Origin of the sequence: Falsiroseomonas sp. E2-1-a20, from assembly GCF_051433195.1 — a bacterium.
Lineage (GTDB): Bacteria > Pseudomonadota > Alphaproteobacteria > Acetobacterales > Acetobacteraceae > Falsiroseomonas.
The window spans coordinates 151,856-166,629 of record NZ_JBHMFT010000004.1 but is presented as its reverse complement, the minus strand read 5'-3'; the positions used below and the strand labels follow the sequence as shown (position 1 = coordinate 166,629).

The window sequence follows — 14,774 nt, the reverse complement described above, 5'->3', positions numbered from 1 at the left end:
CGCCTGGGGTCCGCGCGGGTGGTTCGCGGGGGGCTGTCCGCCCCCCGCACCCCCTGACCAGGTGGCAGGGCCACCTGGACCGCCGGGACCTTGAACAGGATGGGAGAGGGGCGCCGCGCGCGTTCCTGTCCGGCACGACCGCTGTGCCCCTCTCCCATCCTGTTCATGAATCAAAGGGTTCCAAGGGGCCACTGCCCCTTGGCGGGAGGGTGCAGGGAGGGCAGAGCCCTCCCTGCAATCAACCAGCGCAACCCCCAGACGAACGCCCCGACCCGCGTCAGTTTCCGAAGAGGCGCTGCAGGCGGTTGGTGATGTCGGGCAGGGTCAGGCCGGAGGCGGGGGGTGGGGTGCTGCCTTCGGGGACGCGGCTGCGGTAGCGGGTCAGGGCTTCGCGCGTCTGGCTGAGGCGCAGTTCGGCCGGGTCGGCGCGGTCGGAGCCGGCGCCGAGGCCGGTCATGCGGACCAGGGCGGTCTCGGCGGCGGGCAGTTCCGCGGCGGCGCGGGCGGCGTCTTCCGGCCTGGGGGCGCAGACCAGGCTGCGGCCTTCCAGGGTGCAGGGCAGTTCGAAGTAGCGGTTGGGCGGAAAGCGGAGCTGGGCGGTGCCGGTCATCGCCAGCAGGCCGCGGCTGGCGGATTCGAAGCCGAGGTCGCGCGCCGCCACCACGGGGACCAGGTGGCCGCCGCGGTCCTGCACTTCCAGCACCAGGGAGGACCCGGTGGCGCTCTGGGCGGGTTCCACCGGTTCGCGGTGCCGCAGCAGGCAGTCGGCGCGGTCGGTCATGCGGTCCTGCAGGCAGGACAGCCGCCAGGACCCGATTTCCTCCGGCACCTGGCCTTGGACGCTCGGCACGGGTTGTGCGTTGGCGAGGGAGGCAGCGACCATGAAGGCCGAGAGGGGCAGCGCGATTCGGGTCATGCCTGGCAAATGGGTCGAGGGAGGCTGTGGTTCCATGGATCAGGTGCGGTTTCATGATGGCGTGACGGTGCCGGCGCTCGGCCAGGGCACCTGGCGCATGGGCGAGGGCGGCGACCGGCGGGCGGAGGCGGATGCACTGCGGCTGGGCCTCGACCTCGGCCTGAGGCTGATCGACACGGCGGAGATGTATGGCGAGGGCGGCGCGGAGGAGGTGGTGGGAGAGGCCATCGCCGGGCGGCGGGAGGAGGTGTTCCTCGTCTCCAAGGTCTATCCGCACAATGCCTCGGCGACGCGATTGCCGGTGGCGCTGGCGGCCAGCCTGAAGCGGCTGCGGGTGGAGCGGATCGACCTGTACCTGCTGCACTGGCGCGGCAGCGTGCCCCTGGCGGAGACGGTGCAGGCGATGGAGGCGGCGCGCGCCCGCGGCCAGGTCGCGCGCTGGGGCGTCTCCAACCTGGACGTGCCGGACCTGAAGGAGCTCGGCCCGGCGCTGGCCGATTGCGCCACGGACCAGGTGCTGTGGAACCTGGAGGCACGCGGCCCGGAGTTCGACCTGCTGCCGTTCTGCGCGGAGCACGCGATGCCGGTGATGGCCTATTCCCCGATCGGCCAGGGCGGCGCGCTGCTGCGGCACAAGGCGCTGCGGGTGGTGGCGGCGCGGCATGGCGTGGCGCCGGCGCAGGTGGCGCTGGCCTTCGTGCTGGCGCGGCCGGGTGTGATCGCGATTCCGAAGGCGAGCGATCCGGCGCATGTGAGGGCCAATGCGGCAGCGCGCGACCTGCGACTGGCGGCGGAGGATCTGGCCGAACTGGACGCGGCCTTTCCTCCGCCGAGGCGAAAGCGGTCGCTGGCGATGATCTGAACGCCCGCCTCAACCAAGGCCGATCAACACTCTCGACACTGAACCGTTTCGGATGAAGTATCGCTGTGCATGCAGGGACGCATCATCCAGCTACAGGAGGCCGAGGGAGGCTACCTGCTGATTCCCGCCTCCGCATGGATGTCGGATGCGGTGGTGCGCCAGCAGGGCATTTCCCGCGGCGTCGGCCTGCTGGAGTTGCAAGCGGCACTGAGGCGCGCCATGCAGGATGGCGGGGCGACGCAGGCAGCCCTACTTGACCTCGCCGCGGAACTCCAGGGCAAGCCGGCTTTCCTGACCGGCCCTGTGCTGACCGGCATGGAGGTCATCGCCGCCATAGCTCGCGGCGTGCAGGATCGCCGGGTGCTGGTGATGCGCATCGCGCATCTGCCCGGCGCGCGGGAGGTCGAGGGCGACACCCGCGCCATGCTGCAGTCGCTGAAAGGCGAGGTTTCCCTGCCGGTGCGGCGGATGGCCGGGGTGAATGTCGCGGCCATGCCGATGGACGAGCGTTGGCTGCTGGTGCTGGCGAAGGTGCCGGATGAGCTTTCGCTGGACGGGCTGGGCAAGGAGGTGCGGGCGCGCTTCGACGAGTTCTTCTCGCCCGAAGCCCTGGCGATGATGGCCGGGACGATGGCGCTGATGATGATGAACCCGGCCGGCGTCCTCGCGCTGCTGGCCGGTGGGCTGCTGCTGGGCGTGACGCTGGTGTTCGCCAAGGACGCGGTGCTGGAGGGGATCGCGAAGCTTTCCGAGGTATTCGACCGCGTGCAGTCGGCCAAGACCGAGGCGGACCTGAGGGCGGCGGCGGTCATCCTGGCGGCGGCGGTGACGCTGATCGGGGTGGAGTTGTTCATCCGCATCATCGTGCGGGCGGGGCCGAAGAAGCCGCGTGGCGGGCAGATGGAGGTGGCGGAGAGGCCTGGCAGCAGGTCCCGGCCGCAAAATCGCAAAGGGCATGACCAATCGCCGAAGCCGGCCCGAATGCGGCATGCTGAGGTTGCAGAGAGCGCAGCAGCCAGTTCCGTCTGGCACGCGACACCGACACCAGGAGCAGTCCGTAGCATCCTTGAGGCCGGGATTGATCCCGCCTTCATGAACGCAAAGAGCCGCTTCGGCCGTGGCTTCTACGTTGCGGAGCAGCCAGGAACAGCGCTGGCGGAGTTGGCGCACCACGGAGTGCAGCCTTCAACGGGGATACGGTTCAGCGTCAATCAGAATGCGTTGCGGGTACTCGACCTCAGCGATCCGAGCGTTGCCCGGGCGTGGAACTATTCTGGCGGACCGATTTCATCCAGTACTCAGACAATCGGTAAAAGAGCCGCTCAAAATGGCTACAATGCTATCAGATACTCTTCCGAGAGAACCGCAGGCACCAACATTGTTATAATTCGCGATTTCAACGATGTCCTTAAACCCGTGATGGTGAGTCCTGCGACGCCATGAAAATTACCTTAGGAAAATATGTCTGCGCCGCATGCAATCATACCTTCGAAGCGCCAATGCTGGATGAAAGTCGGTATGGCGAATTCTTATTATGGTCATTATCCGGAAGGTTGGCACACCTGAATGCTTTCGAAGATGCTGTTTATGAAGAGCTGAAATCGTTGGTGACGGACGCCATCGGCGCGGAAGATCCATTCCGGGTAGCGGACATCCTGCAGCAAATTTTTGGCCCTCTGGCATGTGACCCAGACCCGCAGGGAAAGCCCTATTCGATTGATGGACAGCCTTTGTGCCCAGCATGCCGAAGCCGGCGTATCGCCTCTTGGGAACTTATCGAGCCGCAGAAGGTGGTTGAGATGGAAATTCCAGAGGTGGCGCATCAAAGATGGGGTCAGCTCACTCGACCACAAAAGCGTGAGGCTGTTGCCGAGACGATCCGTTCACTAGGGAATGGGTCAACCGGGGTGACCGCGGAATAACGGGATAGGCGCGGTCTGCGGTGGTTCGCGTCCTTAGTCTAGACCCTACCAATAACCTGCCATGATCTCCCGCGCCCAATCCGGCTCCCGGACCTCCCCCCGCGGGTCGAAGCCGGTCATGTGCGGCTTCACGTCCAGCACCGGCGATCCGTCGACCGCATCCAGCCCGCGCACGCGCAGCAGCAGCCCCTGAACACCCAACAGCGTGCAGGTGGTGACGCCGAGGCGGTTCGGCCGCGGTGCGCCGCGCTGGGCCAGAATGCCGGTGCGTGGCCAGTCCAGCCGGCCGCGCGGATGACGGGCGTTGCGCTCCACCTGCGCAGGGTCCAGCCGGTGGAAGCCGAACACCACGACAACGTGGCTGAAGCTATCCAGTCCCAGCGCCGCATCAGGCCCCAGCAGCGCGGGGTCCAGCACGATCTCGGCCTCGACGGCATCCCACCCGTCATCCGCCGGCTCCAGCCGCCCGCCGCGCACGGTGCCGATCGGGGTGAGGATCACTGGAAAATCGGCACGCTCGGCATGTCCGGTGCCGGCATCGGCGGCGGCATGTCGATGATGACCGTGCTGGGGTCCGCCCGCGGCGTGCGGTCCAGCCAGTAGGTCACGCTCTGCGGCCAGAAGATCACGATGGCGACCAGCACCAGTTGCAGCCCGAGCCAGGGGATGGCGCCCAGGTAGATGTCCCGCGTCAGCACGGATTTGGGCGCCACGCCGCGCAGGTAGAACAGCGCGAAGCCGAAGGGCGGGTGCATGAAGGCGGTCTGCATGTTGATGCAGATCAGCACCCCGAACCACACCAGGTCGATGCCGAGCGACTTCGCCGCCGGGGCCAGCAGCGGGATGACGATGAAGGCGATCTCGAAAAAGTCGAGGAAGAACGCCAGGAAGAAGATGAAGACGTTGACGAAGATCAGGAAGCCGGTCTGCCCGCCCGGCAGCATCGCCAGCAGGTGCTCGATCCAGATGCCGCCATCGACGCCCTGGAACACCAGGGTGAACACGGTGGCGCCGATCAGGATGAAGATGACCATGCTGGTGATGCGCATGGTGTTGCCCATCGCCTGGCGGATCAGTGGCCAGGTCAGCCGCCGGTTCAGCGCCGCCAGCACCACCGCGCCGACCACGCCCATGGCACCGGCCTCGGTCGGCGTCGCGAGGCCCATGAAGATGGTGCCGAGAACCATGAAGATCAGGCCCATGGACGGCACCATGCCCTTCAGCACCCGCCACCACAGCCGCCAGTCGCGCGGCGCCAGCGCTTCGGGTGGCAGCGGCGGCACCTTGTGCGGCTGGAAGATCGACACGCCCCAGATGAACAGCAGGAACAGCGCGATCTGCATCAGCGAGGGCCCGATCGCCCCGGCATACATCTCCCCCACCGATTGCCCGAGCTGGTCCGACAGCACGATCAGCACGAGGGAGGGCGGGATGATCTGGGTGATGGTGCCCGACGCCGCGATGACGCCGGTCGCGATCCGCATGTCGTAGCCGTAGCGCATCATGATCGGCAGGCTGATCATGCCCATGGAGATGACGCTGGCGGCGACGGTGCCGGTGATCGCGCCCAGGATCGCGCCGACGATGATGACGGCATAGGCGAGGCCGCCCGGCACCTTGCCGAACAGCTGCCCGGTGCCCTCCAGCAGATCCTCCGCCAGGCCGCAGCGCTCCAGCACCGCGCCCATCAGGGTGAAGAACGGGATGGCCAGCAGCAGGTCGTTCGACAGGATGGCGAAGACCCGCAGCGGCAGGTTGAACATCCAGGCCTCGGGGAACAGGCCCAGTTCGATCGCCAGGAAGCCGAAGAACAGCCCGACCGCGGCCAGCGAGAAGGCGGCCGGGAAGCCGATCAGCAGGAACACCACCAGCCCGCCGAACATCAGCGGCGGCATGGTATCCACGTTGAAAAACTCGCTCATCTGCCGACCCCGGGAAAAGCCCTCTCCCCCTTGGGGGTTCGGCGCGTTGCGTCGAAGGTTGGCTCAGGGGGAGAGGGCTTTCCCGAAACCTGCATGACCCTCACTGGTCGGGCCGGGCGTAGGAGGCGTGCAGGCGGCCGGGCGGCAGCTCGATGCCGCGCAGCATGGCGATGCGCTTCACCAGCTCGGACAGCCCCTGCAACGACATCAGCAGGAAGCCGAGCGGCAGCAGCAGCTTCACCGGCCAGCGCAGCAGGCCGCCGGGCGCCGGCGAAACCTCCGCCCGCATCCAGGATTCGACGAAGAACGGCCAGGTCATCCAGGCCAGCAGCGCCATGGCCGGCATCAGGAAGAAAGTGATGCCCAGCACATCCACCCAGATCCGCGCCCGCTGCCCGAGCGCGCCATAGACCAGGTCGACCCGGACATGCTCGTTGCGGAACAGCGTGTAGCTGGCGCCGAGCATCACCATGCCGGCGAAGGCATACCACTGCGCCTCGAGGAAGGCGTTGGAGCCGGAGGAGAAGCCGTAGCGGGCGAAGGCGTTGCCGGCGCTGACGGCGCAGGCGATCAGCACCAGCCAGTCGGCGATGCGCCCGAACGCGGCGTTCAGGGCATCGACGCCGCGGCTGAAGGCGAGCAACGGGCCCAACGAAACGCCCCCTGAGTCCTGAGTTGCGGGCCGACCGCCCGGTGATGGTCCGAGTGCCCGCGCTGCAAAGCCGGGACGGGCCATCTAGCGCCGCCCCGCACGGTTGGAAAGCTGCAAGGCGGCGGCGGCTCCGCGGAAATGCACGTCGTCCCGGCAGACTTGATCGCCTTGCCCACCGCGCCCCCTTATGCCGCGGGTGAGGCGTGTCTATCCTCCGCCGCAGTGATCCGCTTCGCGCCCCTGCCGTGCTGACGGCTTTCCTTCTGATGCTGGCGGGCCTCGGGCTGCTGGCGCTGGCGGCCGTGCCGCTGGCGCGGCTGCCCCAGGGGGCGAAATGGGTGGCATCCGCGGTGCACGGCGGATCGCTGGCGGCCTGCGTCGGGTTTGCCGGCATCGGGCTCGCCGTGCTGTTCACCGGGCCGCTGCCGGCCCAGGCGCTGCCGCTTTCGGTGCCCGGCCTGCCGGCGCTGGTGGCGCTGGATGCGCTCTCGGCCTGGTTCCTGCTGCTGCTCGGCCTGGCCGGTGCCTGCTCGGCCCTGTTCGCGCTGGCGCATGGCGCGCAGGGTCCGCCCCGGCTGCTGGCGGCCTATCCGCTGTTCCTGGCCGGCATGGCGCTGGCCCTGGTCGCGGCCGACGGTTTTTCACTGCTGCTGGGGTTCGAGGCGATGTCGCTCGCCTCCTGGGTCCTGGTCGCAGCGGACCATCAGGCGCGGGAGAACCGCCGCGCGGCGCGGCTGTATCTCGGCTTCGCCATCTTTAGCGGCGCCTGCCTGATCCCGGCCATCGGCCTGCTTGGCGTGGGCGGCGACCTGTCCTTCGCCGCCATCCGCGAAAACCCTCCCGCCGGGTGGCAGGCGGCGGCGGTGCTGGCGCTGGTCGTGGCCGGTGCCGGGGCCAAGGCCGGGCTGGTGCCGCTGCATGGCTGGCTTCCGCTCGCCCATCCGGCGGCGCCGAGTCATGTCTCCGCCCTGATGTCCGCCGCCATGACCAAGGTGGCGATCTACGTCCTGGCCCGGCTGCTGCTGGACCTGTCCGGGCCGGCGCAGCCGCTGTGGTGGGGCGTGCCGCTGCTGGTGCTGGGCGCGGCCTCTGCCGTGTTCGGCGCGCTGCGCGCCAACCTGGAGGAGGATGGCAAGACCCTGCTGGCCTGTTCCACCATCGAGAATGTCGGGCTGATCGCCCTCGGCCTCGGCCTCGCCGCCTGTTTCCGCGCGGCCGATCTCGGCGTGCTGGCCGGGCTGGCGGCGGGGGCAGCGCTGCTGCACGCGCTGAACCACGCGCTGTTCAAGTCGCTGCTGTTCCTCGGGCTGGGGGAGGTGCTGCATGGCGCCGCCTCCCGCCGGCTGGATCGCCTGGGCGGGTTGATCCACGCCATGCCTTGGACGGCGGGCGCGGTGCTGGTGGGCGGCGGCGCCGCGGCCAGCCTGCCGCCGCTGTCCGGCTTCGCCAGCGAATGGCTGCTGCTGCAGGCGCTGCTGGCGGCCTGGCGCGTCGGCGACCTGGCGTTCCAGGTCCTGGCCGTCGCGGTGGTGGCGGCGGTCGCGCTGGCAGTGGCGCTGGCGGCGGCGGCGATGGTGCGGCTGTTCGGGATGGTGTTCCTCGGCCGGCCGCGCACGCCGCGCGCCGCAGGCGCGGTGGACGGCCCGAGGCTGGCGCGGCTGGCGCTGCTGCTGCCGGCGGGGCTCACCATCCTGTTCGGGCTGCTGCCCGGGCCGATGCTGGCGCTGGCGGAGCCGGCCGTGCAGGTGCTGGTGCCGCATGGCATGGTGGAACGCGGCAGCGCCCTGCTGGTCCGCGTCGGCGATGGCGGCGCGCGCTACTGGCCGCTCGGCCTCGCGCTGCTGCTGGCGGCGGTGGCGGGTGCCATCTGGTGGGGGCTGCGCGGCCGCAGCCCGGCCGGCGTGGCGCGGAGCCCGGCCTGGGATTGCGGCTTCATGGCGCCGCCGCAGCATTTGCCCTTCGGCGACCCGGTGACGCAGCCCTCGGCCGCCGGCCTCGGCCAGCCGCTGCGGCGGATGCTGGGAACATCGCTGCTGGCGGCGCGGGAATCGGTGGCGATGCCGGCACCGGGTGATCCCGGGCCCGCGCGGCTGGAATCGGGGTTCACGGATCCCTCCGACACCTGGCTGCTGGCACCCATGACCCGGCTGCGCGATGCCCTGGCGACCCGGGCGGAACGGCTGCGCGACCTGTCGCTGACGCGCTTCCTGATGCTGCCCTTCGGCACGCTGGTGGCGCTGCTGGCGCTGTCCGCCTGGCTGGAGGCGCGGTGATGTGGATCGTCACCGGCATCCTGACGCAGCTTCTGCACCTGGCATTGGTGCTGGCGGCGGCGCCGCTGGTGGTGGGCGGCATCCGCTGGCTGAAGGCGCGGATGATGGGCCGCACCGGCGCCTCGCCGCTGCAGCCGCTGTGGGATTTCCGGAAATTGCTGCGCAAGCGGCCGGTGCTGGCGGAGAACGCCAGCTGGATCAGCCGCGCCGCGCCCTATGCCGGCGCCACCGCGGCGCTGGCCGCCCTGGCTTTGGTGCCGAGTTTTTCCCGTGGCATGGCGTTCGCCCCGATGGCGGACCTCGTGCTGATCGCGGGGTTGCTGGCACTCGGCCGGGTGGCGATGGCGCTCGCCGGCCTCGATGTCGGCACGGCCTTCGGCGGACTGGGCGCCGCCCGGGAGATGTCCTTCGCGGCGCTGGCGGAACCGGCGCTGCTGCTGGTGGCGCTGGTGCTGGCGATCCTGGCCGGAACGACGGGGCTGGAGCAGGTCGGCGCCATCTTCCAGGATGGCAGCCTGGGCCTGCGCGTCTCGCTCGGGCTGGCGCTGGTGGCGCTGCTGGCGGTGGCGGTGGCGGAGAATGCCCGCATCCCGGTCGACAACCCGGCCACCCACCTCGAGCTGACCATGGTGCACGAGGCGATGATCCTCGAAGCCTCCGGTCGCCACCTGGCGCTGTGGGAGGCGGCTTCCGCGCTGCGCCTGACGCTGTGGCTGGCGCTGCTGGCGGCGATCTTCTTCCCCTTCGGCACGGCGCCGGCGGGCTTCGCGCCGCTCGGGTGGGTGGTCGGGCTGCTGGCGTGGGTGGCGAAGATGGCGGTGCTGTGCCTGGCGCTGGCGGCCTTCGAGAGCGCGATCGCCAAGATGCGCGTGTTCCGCGTGCCGGAATTCCTGGGCGCGGCGCTGCTGCTGGCCCTGCTGGCGGCGCTGCTGCTGTTCCTGTCGACGAGGCTGGCGTGATGGGGTTTCGGCGCGCGGCCCCCCCTCACCCACCGTTGCACGCATGCGTGCAACCCCCCCGAGGGGGGAGAGGGCCATGAGTTTCGCAAGTCCGGCTTACGACATCGCGCATCTGCTCGGCGGCGGCGTGCTGCTGCTGTCCTTCGTGCTGCTGTACCAGCGGCGGCTGGAGGCGGTGATCAATGCCTTCGCCATCCAGGGCGGGCTGCTGGCGGCGGCGGCGGCGTGGCAGGCCTACGCGCAGGGCGAGCCGGAGCTGTACATGACGGCGGTACTGGCCTTCGGCGCCAAGGCGCTGCTCATCCCGGTTGCGCTGCGGCTGCTGCTGCGCCGGCTCGGGCTGCACCGGACGGTGGAAACGGCGCTCGGCGTCGGGCCATCGCTGCTGGCGGCGGTGGCGCTGGTGGGCCTTTCGGTCCTGGTGGTGCTGCCGGTCACCGCTGGCCAGGCGCAGGCGGTGAGCCGTGAGAACCTGGCGCTGGCGCTGTCCGTGGTGCTGCTGGGGATGCTGATGATGATCTCCCGCCGCAACGCCATCAGCCAGGTGATCGGCCTGCTGAGCCTGGAGAACGGCCTGATCCTGGCCGCCATCGGCGTGCAGGTGATGCCGCTGGTGGTGGAGCTTTCGACAGCGGCGCTGGTGCTGATGCTGGCGCTGGTCGCCGGCATCGTGGTGTTCCTGCTGCGCGACCGGCTGGCAACGCTGGATACCGGCACCCTGCACCGCCAGCGCGGCGAGGCGGAGCCGCCATGATGCCCGTCCCATGGCTTCCGCTGGCCTGGATCATTGTCTTCCTGCCCTGGATCGGCGCCGTGGCGCTGGCGTTGATCCCGCCGCGCGGCCGCCTGCCCGCCTTCGTGAACATCGGCGTCTCCGCCGGCACCGCGCTGCTGGCGCTGGCGCTGCTGGCGCTGGAGCAGGGGGTGCAGGGCTGGACGCGCACCGATGCGGTGAACCTGCCGCTGGTGGCGCTGGCCGGGATCATCGGCCTGGCCGCCGCCGGGTTTTCCGCCGCGACCGTTGATGCCGAGCGCTTCGACGACCTGCGCGCCCGCGCCTACCACGCCGTCTTCCAGGTGTTCATGGGCGCGCAGTTCCTGGCGCTGCTGTCCGACAATCTCGGTGTGATGTGGGTGGCGATCGAGATCGCGACGCTGGCCTCCATCCTGATCGTCGCCATCCACGGCACGCCGGCCGCCATCGAGGCGGCCTGGAAGTTCTTCGTGCTGTGCGGCGTCGGCATCGCGCTGGCGCTGTTCGGTACCATCCTGCTGTATCTGGCCGCCCTGCCGGTGGTGGGCAGCGGCGATCCGGGCCTCTCCTGGGGCGCGCTGCGGGCGGTGGCGCTGGAATGCGATGCGGGCATCCTGTCGCTGGCCTTCGTGTTCCTGGTGGTGGGCTACGGCACCAAGGCCGGGCTGGTGCCGCTGCATGCCTGGCTGCCGGATGCGGAAGCCGAGGGGCCGCTGCCGATTTCCGCCGTGCTGTCCGGCCTGCTGCTGAACGCGGCGCTGGTCGCCATCCTGCGCGCCAAGGCGATCGTCGGCCTGAACCCCGGCGCGCTGGCGCCCGGGCCGCTGCTGGTCGGCTTCGGCCTGGCGTCCCTGCTGCTGGCGGCCTTCGCGCTGTGGCGGCGGCGCGACGCGCGGCGGCTGTTCGCCTGGAGCAGCATCGAGCATATGGGCCTGGCGACGCTGGCCTTCGGGCTGGGCGCCAACCTGGCCGGGATGCTGCACCTGATGGGGCATTCGCTGGTGAAAAGCGCGGTGTTCTTCGCGGTCGGCGCCGCCGCTCACCTCAAGGGCAGCCAGAAGATCGCCGATATCGGCGGCCTCGCGGCGAGCCACCCGGTGCTCGGCTGGGGGCTGGCGCTGGGCATCGCCGGCCTCGCCGGGCTGCCGCCCTTCGCGCTGTTCGTCTCGGAGTTCCGGCTGGTGACGGAGACGGCGGCGCGGGCGCCCTGGCTGGCGCTGCCGCTCGGCCTTGGGCTGCTGGTGGCGGGGGCCGCGCTGGTGCGGGCCTTGCAGCGCCTGTGTCTCGGGGCGCCGACGCCGGATGCGATGCGCCCGGAAGCCTTCGCGCTGCCGGGCGGCTTGCTCTGGGCCAGCGTGCCGGTCTGGTCGCTGCTGGGGCTGGCCGCGCTGCTCGGCTTCGCCGCGCCGGCCTTCCTGCTGGCCCTGCTGGCCGATGCCGCGAGGCTGCTGGGATGAGCGCCAGCCTGATGATCCGCCGCGGCGCGCGGCAGGGCTGCAAGCCGCATGAGCGCTTCCTGCTGACGCCGACCGAATTCGCCCGCATGGCCGCCGCCCTGGCGGAACAGCCGATGCTGGCGCTGCTGTCGATGTGGGCGGAACCCACCCTGGTCCACGCCGCCTTCCTGGAGGAGAGCTCGGGAAAGCTGCTGCTCGCCTCCTGCCCGGCGACCGAGCGGAAATACCCGGCGCTGTCGCCCGCACGGCCCGGCGCCGTGCGCCTCGAGCGCATGATCCGCGACCTCTGGGGCCTGGAGGCGACGGGCGGCGTCGATCTCCGCCCCTGGCTCGACCATGGACGCTGGCCACTGACGGAACCCATGGCGGCCCGCCCGGCGCGCAACGGCGCCATCCCGGAACAGCCGGCCTTCCTGCCGATCGAGGGCGAGGGCTGGCACCAGATTCCGGTGGGCCCGGTGCATGCCGGCATCATCGAGCCCGGGCATTTCCGCTTCACCGTGCAGGGCGAGATGGTGGTGCGGCTGGAACAGCGGCTCGGCTACACCCACAAGGGCACGCTCGGCCTGATGTCCGGCAAGTCGCCGCGCACCGCCGCGCGCTTCGCCGCCCGCCTGTCCGGCGACAGCACCGTGGCGCATTCGCTCGCCTTCGCCGAGGCCGCGGAAGCCGCCACCGCCACCACCCCGCCACCCCGCGCCCTGTGGCTGCGCGCGGCGATGCTGGAGCTGGAGCGGATCGCCAACCACCTGGGCGACTGGGGTTTCATCTGCAACGACGCCGCCTTCGCCTGGCCGCATGCGCGCTGCGGCGTGCTGCGGGAAGGCGTGCTGCGGGCCAATGCCCAGGTCTTCGGCCATCGGCTGATGATGGACCGCGTCATCCCCGGCGGCCTGGCGCTGGACCTCGCGGAGCCCGGCCCGATCCTCGCGGCGCTGGATGCGGTGGAGGCCGAGATGCCGGCGCTGGTCGCGATCTATGAAAGCCATGCCAGCCTGCAGGACCGCGTGGTCGGCACCGGCATCCTGGCGCCGGCGCTGGCCGCGCGCTTCGCCGCCGGCGGCGTGGTCGGCCGCGCCTCCGGCCGCCGCTTCGATGCGCGGCTGGCCTTCCCCTCCGGCCCCTTCGCCGGCGGGCCGCCGATGCTGATGGTGCGGGAGGAGGGCGACGTGGATGCCCGCGTGCGGGTGCGCATCGCCGAGTTGACCGAAAGCATCCGCCTGGTCCGCCGCACCCTGGCGACGCTGCCACCCGGCGAAATCTACACCGCGCTGCCGCAGCGTGGCGGCGAGGGCCTGGGCATCGTCGAGAGCTTCCGGGGCGAAATCCTGACCTGGGTGGCGCTGGACGATGGCGGGCTGATCCGCGCGGTGTTCCCGCGCGATCCGTCGTGGCTCAACTGGCCGCTGCTGGAAGCGGTGGTGGAGGGCAACATCGTCGCGGATTTTCCCTTGTGCAACAAGAGCTTCAACTGTTCCTACAGCGGGGTGGATCTGTGACGGTGAGGCCCGGAATCCTGAGCCTGCGTCGGCCCCCCTCACCCACCGTTGGACGCATGCGTCCAACCCCCCCCAGCGGGGGGAGAGGGCTGCGCAGGCTTGGCACGCAGTGCCTAGCCGGAGCGGGTGAGGGGGGCTGCATGGGCAGAGCACATCGGGCACTGCCATGAGCGGGCGCTATCCAACCAAGGCCGGCGCCGCCGCGGGCGCCACCGGGCTGTTCACCATCACCCTGGTCCGCCCCGGCCCGGATCGCGGCATGATGGAGCACTGGGCCTATGACGACCGCGCCCATGCTCTGGACGAGATCGGCTGGCTCGCCCAGCGCGTCGCGCCGGGGACGGAAATGATCCTGCGCGACCCGGAGGGCAACGACCTGTTCCGCGTTGCCCGCACAGCCTGAAGGAACCGCACCGCATGCTGTGGCCGAAGCTGGCGAAGCGCCTGCTCTCCCGCCCCCTCACCGAACCGGTGCAGGCCCCGCCGGAGGAGGTGGTGCAGGCCCTGGCGGCGAAGCTGGAGGCGACCTCCCGCGCCCGGCTCGGCCGCAGCCTGTCGATCCGCCAGGTCGATGCCGGGTCGTGCAATGGCTGCGAGCTGGAGATCAACGCCATGTCCGGCGTGCTCTACGACCTGGAACGGCTCGGCCTGCGCTTCGTCGCCTCGCCGCGCCATGCCGATGTGCTGCTGGTCACCGGCCCGGTGACGCGCAACATGCGGGAGGCGCTGGAGCGCACGCGGGCCTGCGCCGCGGAGCCCTGCTGGGTGATCGCCGCCGGCGACTGCGCCGTCGATGGCGGCGTCTTCAAGGGCAGCTACGCGGTGGAAGGCGGCGTCGCACCCGTGCTGCCGGTGGACCTGCTCATCCCCGGCTGCCCGCCCACGCCATCCCAGTTGCTGGAGGGCCTGCTGGCGTTGCTGCAGGCGCAGGACCCGCCGGTGCGCGCCCCGGCGCCGCGGGTCCTGCCGGACCTGCCGCCGCCGGGTTAAGTTCAGCGTGCCGGCGCGGCCAGGTTGTTCGGGTCGAGGCCCATGGCGCCGGCCGTCGCCGGGGTCAGCTGGCCGTTGGGTTGCAGCCCACGGCCCTGCTGGAACTGCTCGATCGCCGCCTGCGTGGTCGGCCCCCAGATACCGTCCACCCCGCCTCGGTAGAAGCCGAGCGAGCGCAGCCGGCCCTGCACGTTGCGCACCACCGCCTCGCTGAGCGTCTCGGCCGGGGCCGCCGGGGCGGGCGCGCCGCCGACCAGCTCGGCCGGGTTGAGGCCCAGCACTGTGGCCGTCGCCTGGTTGAGCTGGCCGGTCACCTGCAGGCCGTTGCGCTGCTGGTAGCGCTCCAGCGCGGTCTGGCTGTCCGGCCCCCAGATGCCATCGACGCGGCCGGAATAGGCGCCGGCCTGCCGCAGCCGGTCCTGCACCCGGTTCACCGCCTCCGGTCCCAGGGGCTGGGCGTAGGTCAGCGGCGGCGGCGCCTGGGCCGAGGCCGACAATGGAGACAGCAGCAGCGGCCCCCCGAGCAGCAGCCCGAACAGCATGGCTGAACGCTTCATTTCGCGCCTCC

15 protein-coding genes are annotated in these 14,774 nt (G+C 70.7%); 10 read left to right on the top strand and 5 right to left on the bottom strand.

Annotation, left to right across the window (positions count from 1 at the left end):
* Positions 1 to 277 precede the first annotated feature (277 nt).
* Complete coding sequence (locus ACFHPP_RS07365; protein WP_437162615.1) at positions 278 to 916, bottom strand: hypothetical protein; 639 nt, start codon at positions 914 to 916, stop codon at positions 278 to 280.
* A gap of 34 nt (positions 917 to 950) precedes the next feature.
* Here ACFHPP_RS07365 and ACFHPP_RS07360 point away from each other — a divergent pair, with 34 nt between their 5' ends.
* The 3 genes from ACFHPP_RS07360 to ACFHPP_RS07350 all read left to right on the top strand — a co-directional run bounded on the left by ACFHPP_RS07360 (position 951) and on the right by ACFHPP_RS07350 (position 3,700).
* Positions 951 to 1,778: an aldo/keto reductase gene (locus ACFHPP_RS07360; RefSeq protein WP_437162614.1), complete on the top strand. Its 828-nt coding sequence runs from the start codon at positions 951 to 953 to the stop codon at positions 1,776 to 1,778.
* A gap of 69 nt (positions 1,779 to 1,847) precedes the next feature.
* Positions 1,848 to 3,221 (top strand): RES family NAD+ phosphorylase, encoded by a 1,374-nt coding sequence (locus tag ACFHPP_RS07355; protein ID WP_437162613.1) that lies wholly within the window; start codon positions 1,848 to 1,850, stop codon positions 3,219 to 3,221.
* Positions 3,218 to 3,700, top strand: coding sequence for a hypothetical protein (locus tag ACFHPP_RS07350; protein WP_437162612.1), 483 nt, complete (start codon positions 3,218 to 3,220; stop codon positions 3,698 to 3,700). Before ACFHPP_RS07355 ends, ACFHPP_RS07350 begins: the two co-directional genes overlap by 4 nt.
* A 45-nt stretch (positions 3,701 to 3,745) precedes the next feature.
* Here ACFHPP_RS07350 and ACFHPP_RS07345 read toward each other — a convergent pair whose 3' ends face one another.
* The 3 genes from ACFHPP_RS07345 to ACFHPP_RS07335 form a co-directional block, all read right to left on the bottom strand.
* Positions 3,746 to 4,201, bottom strand: a complete 456-nt coding sequence (locus tag ACFHPP_RS07345; RefSeq protein ID WP_437162611.1) for a TrmO family methyltransferase domain-containing protein — start codon at positions 4,199 to 4,201, stop codon at positions 3,746 to 3,748.
* Positions 4,198 to 5,622, bottom strand: a complete 1,425-nt coding sequence (locus ACFHPP_RS07340; RefSeq protein ID WP_437162610.1) for a TRAP transporter large permease — start codon at positions 5,620 to 5,622, stop codon at positions 4,198 to 4,200. Before ACFHPP_RS07340 ends, ACFHPP_RS07345 begins: the two co-directional genes overlap by 4 nt.
* Before the next feature lie 100 nt (positions 5,623 to 5,722).
* Positions 5,723 to 6,274, bottom strand: coding sequence for a TRAP transporter small permease subunit (locus tag ACFHPP_RS07335; protein ID WP_437162609.1), 552 nt, complete (start codon positions 6,272 to 6,274; stop codon positions 5,723 to 5,725).
* A 266-nt stretch (positions 6,275 to 6,540) separates the two neighbouring features.
* On the opposite strand from ACFHPP_RS07335, the gene ACFHPP_RS07330 reads away from it, so the two are divergent.
* From ACFHPP_RS07330 to ACFHPP_RS07300, 7 genes are all read left to right on the top strand, one after another.
* Positions 6,541 to 8,547 (top strand): proton-conducting transporter transmembrane domain-containing protein, encoded by a 2,007-nt coding sequence (locus tag ACFHPP_RS07330; protein ID WP_437162608.1) that lies wholly within the window; start codon positions 6,541 to 6,543, stop codon positions 8,545 to 8,547.
* Positions 8,547 to 9,506: a respiratory chain complex I subunit 1 family protein gene (locus ACFHPP_RS07325; protein ID WP_437162607.1), complete on the top strand. Its 960-nt coding sequence runs from the start codon at positions 8,547 to 8,549 to the stop codon at positions 9,504 to 9,506. Before ACFHPP_RS07330 ends, ACFHPP_RS07325 begins: the two co-directional genes overlap by 1 nt.
* A 76-nt stretch (positions 9,507 to 9,582) precedes the next feature.
* On the top strand, positions 9,583 to 10,260 hold the full coding sequence (locus ACFHPP_RS07320) for a hydrogenase-4 component E (protein ID WP_437162606.1): 678 nt from the start codon (positions 9,583 to 9,585) through the stop codon (positions 10,258 to 10,260).
* Positions 10,257 to 11,717 carry a proton-conducting transporter transmembrane domain-containing protein gene (locus ACFHPP_RS07315; protein ID WP_437162605.1) on the top strand — a complete coding sequence of 487 codons (1,461 nt, stop codon included), beginning with the start codon at positions 10,257 to 10,259 and terminating at the stop codon, positions 11,715 to 11,717. Before ACFHPP_RS07320 ends, ACFHPP_RS07315 begins: the two co-directional genes overlap by 4 nt.
* A complete protein-coding gene (locus tag ACFHPP_RS07310; protein ID WP_437162604.1) occupies positions 11,714 to 13,216 on the top strand; it encodes a hydrogenase expression protein HypE in 1,503 nt (500 codons plus the stop codon). The genes ACFHPP_RS07315 and ACFHPP_RS07310 overlap by 4 nt, the downstream gene beginning before the upstream one ends.
* Positions 13,217 to 13,382: 166 nt before the next feature.
* Positions 13,383 to 13,619, top strand: coding sequence for a hypothetical protein (locus tag ACFHPP_RS07305; protein WP_430668465.1), 237 nt, complete (start codon positions 13,383 to 13,385; stop codon positions 13,617 to 13,619).
* A 14-nt stretch (positions 13,620 to 13,633) separates the two neighbouring features.
* Positions 13,634 to 14,206, top strand: coding sequence for an NADH-quinone oxidoreductase subunit B family protein (locus ACFHPP_RS07300; protein WP_437162603.1), 573 nt, complete (start codon positions 13,634 to 13,636; stop codon positions 14,204 to 14,206).
* Positions 14,207 to 14,208: 2 nt separating this feature from the next.
* On the opposite strand, the gene ACFHPP_RS07295 is transcribed toward ACFHPP_RS07300, so the two are convergent.
* Positions 14,209 to 14,763: a peptidoglycan-binding domain-containing protein gene (locus tag ACFHPP_RS07295; RefSeq protein WP_437162602.1), complete on the bottom strand. Its 555-nt coding sequence runs from the start codon at positions 14,761 to 14,763 to the stop codon at positions 14,209 to 14,211.
* Positions 14,764 to 14,774: the final 11 nt, after the last annotated feature.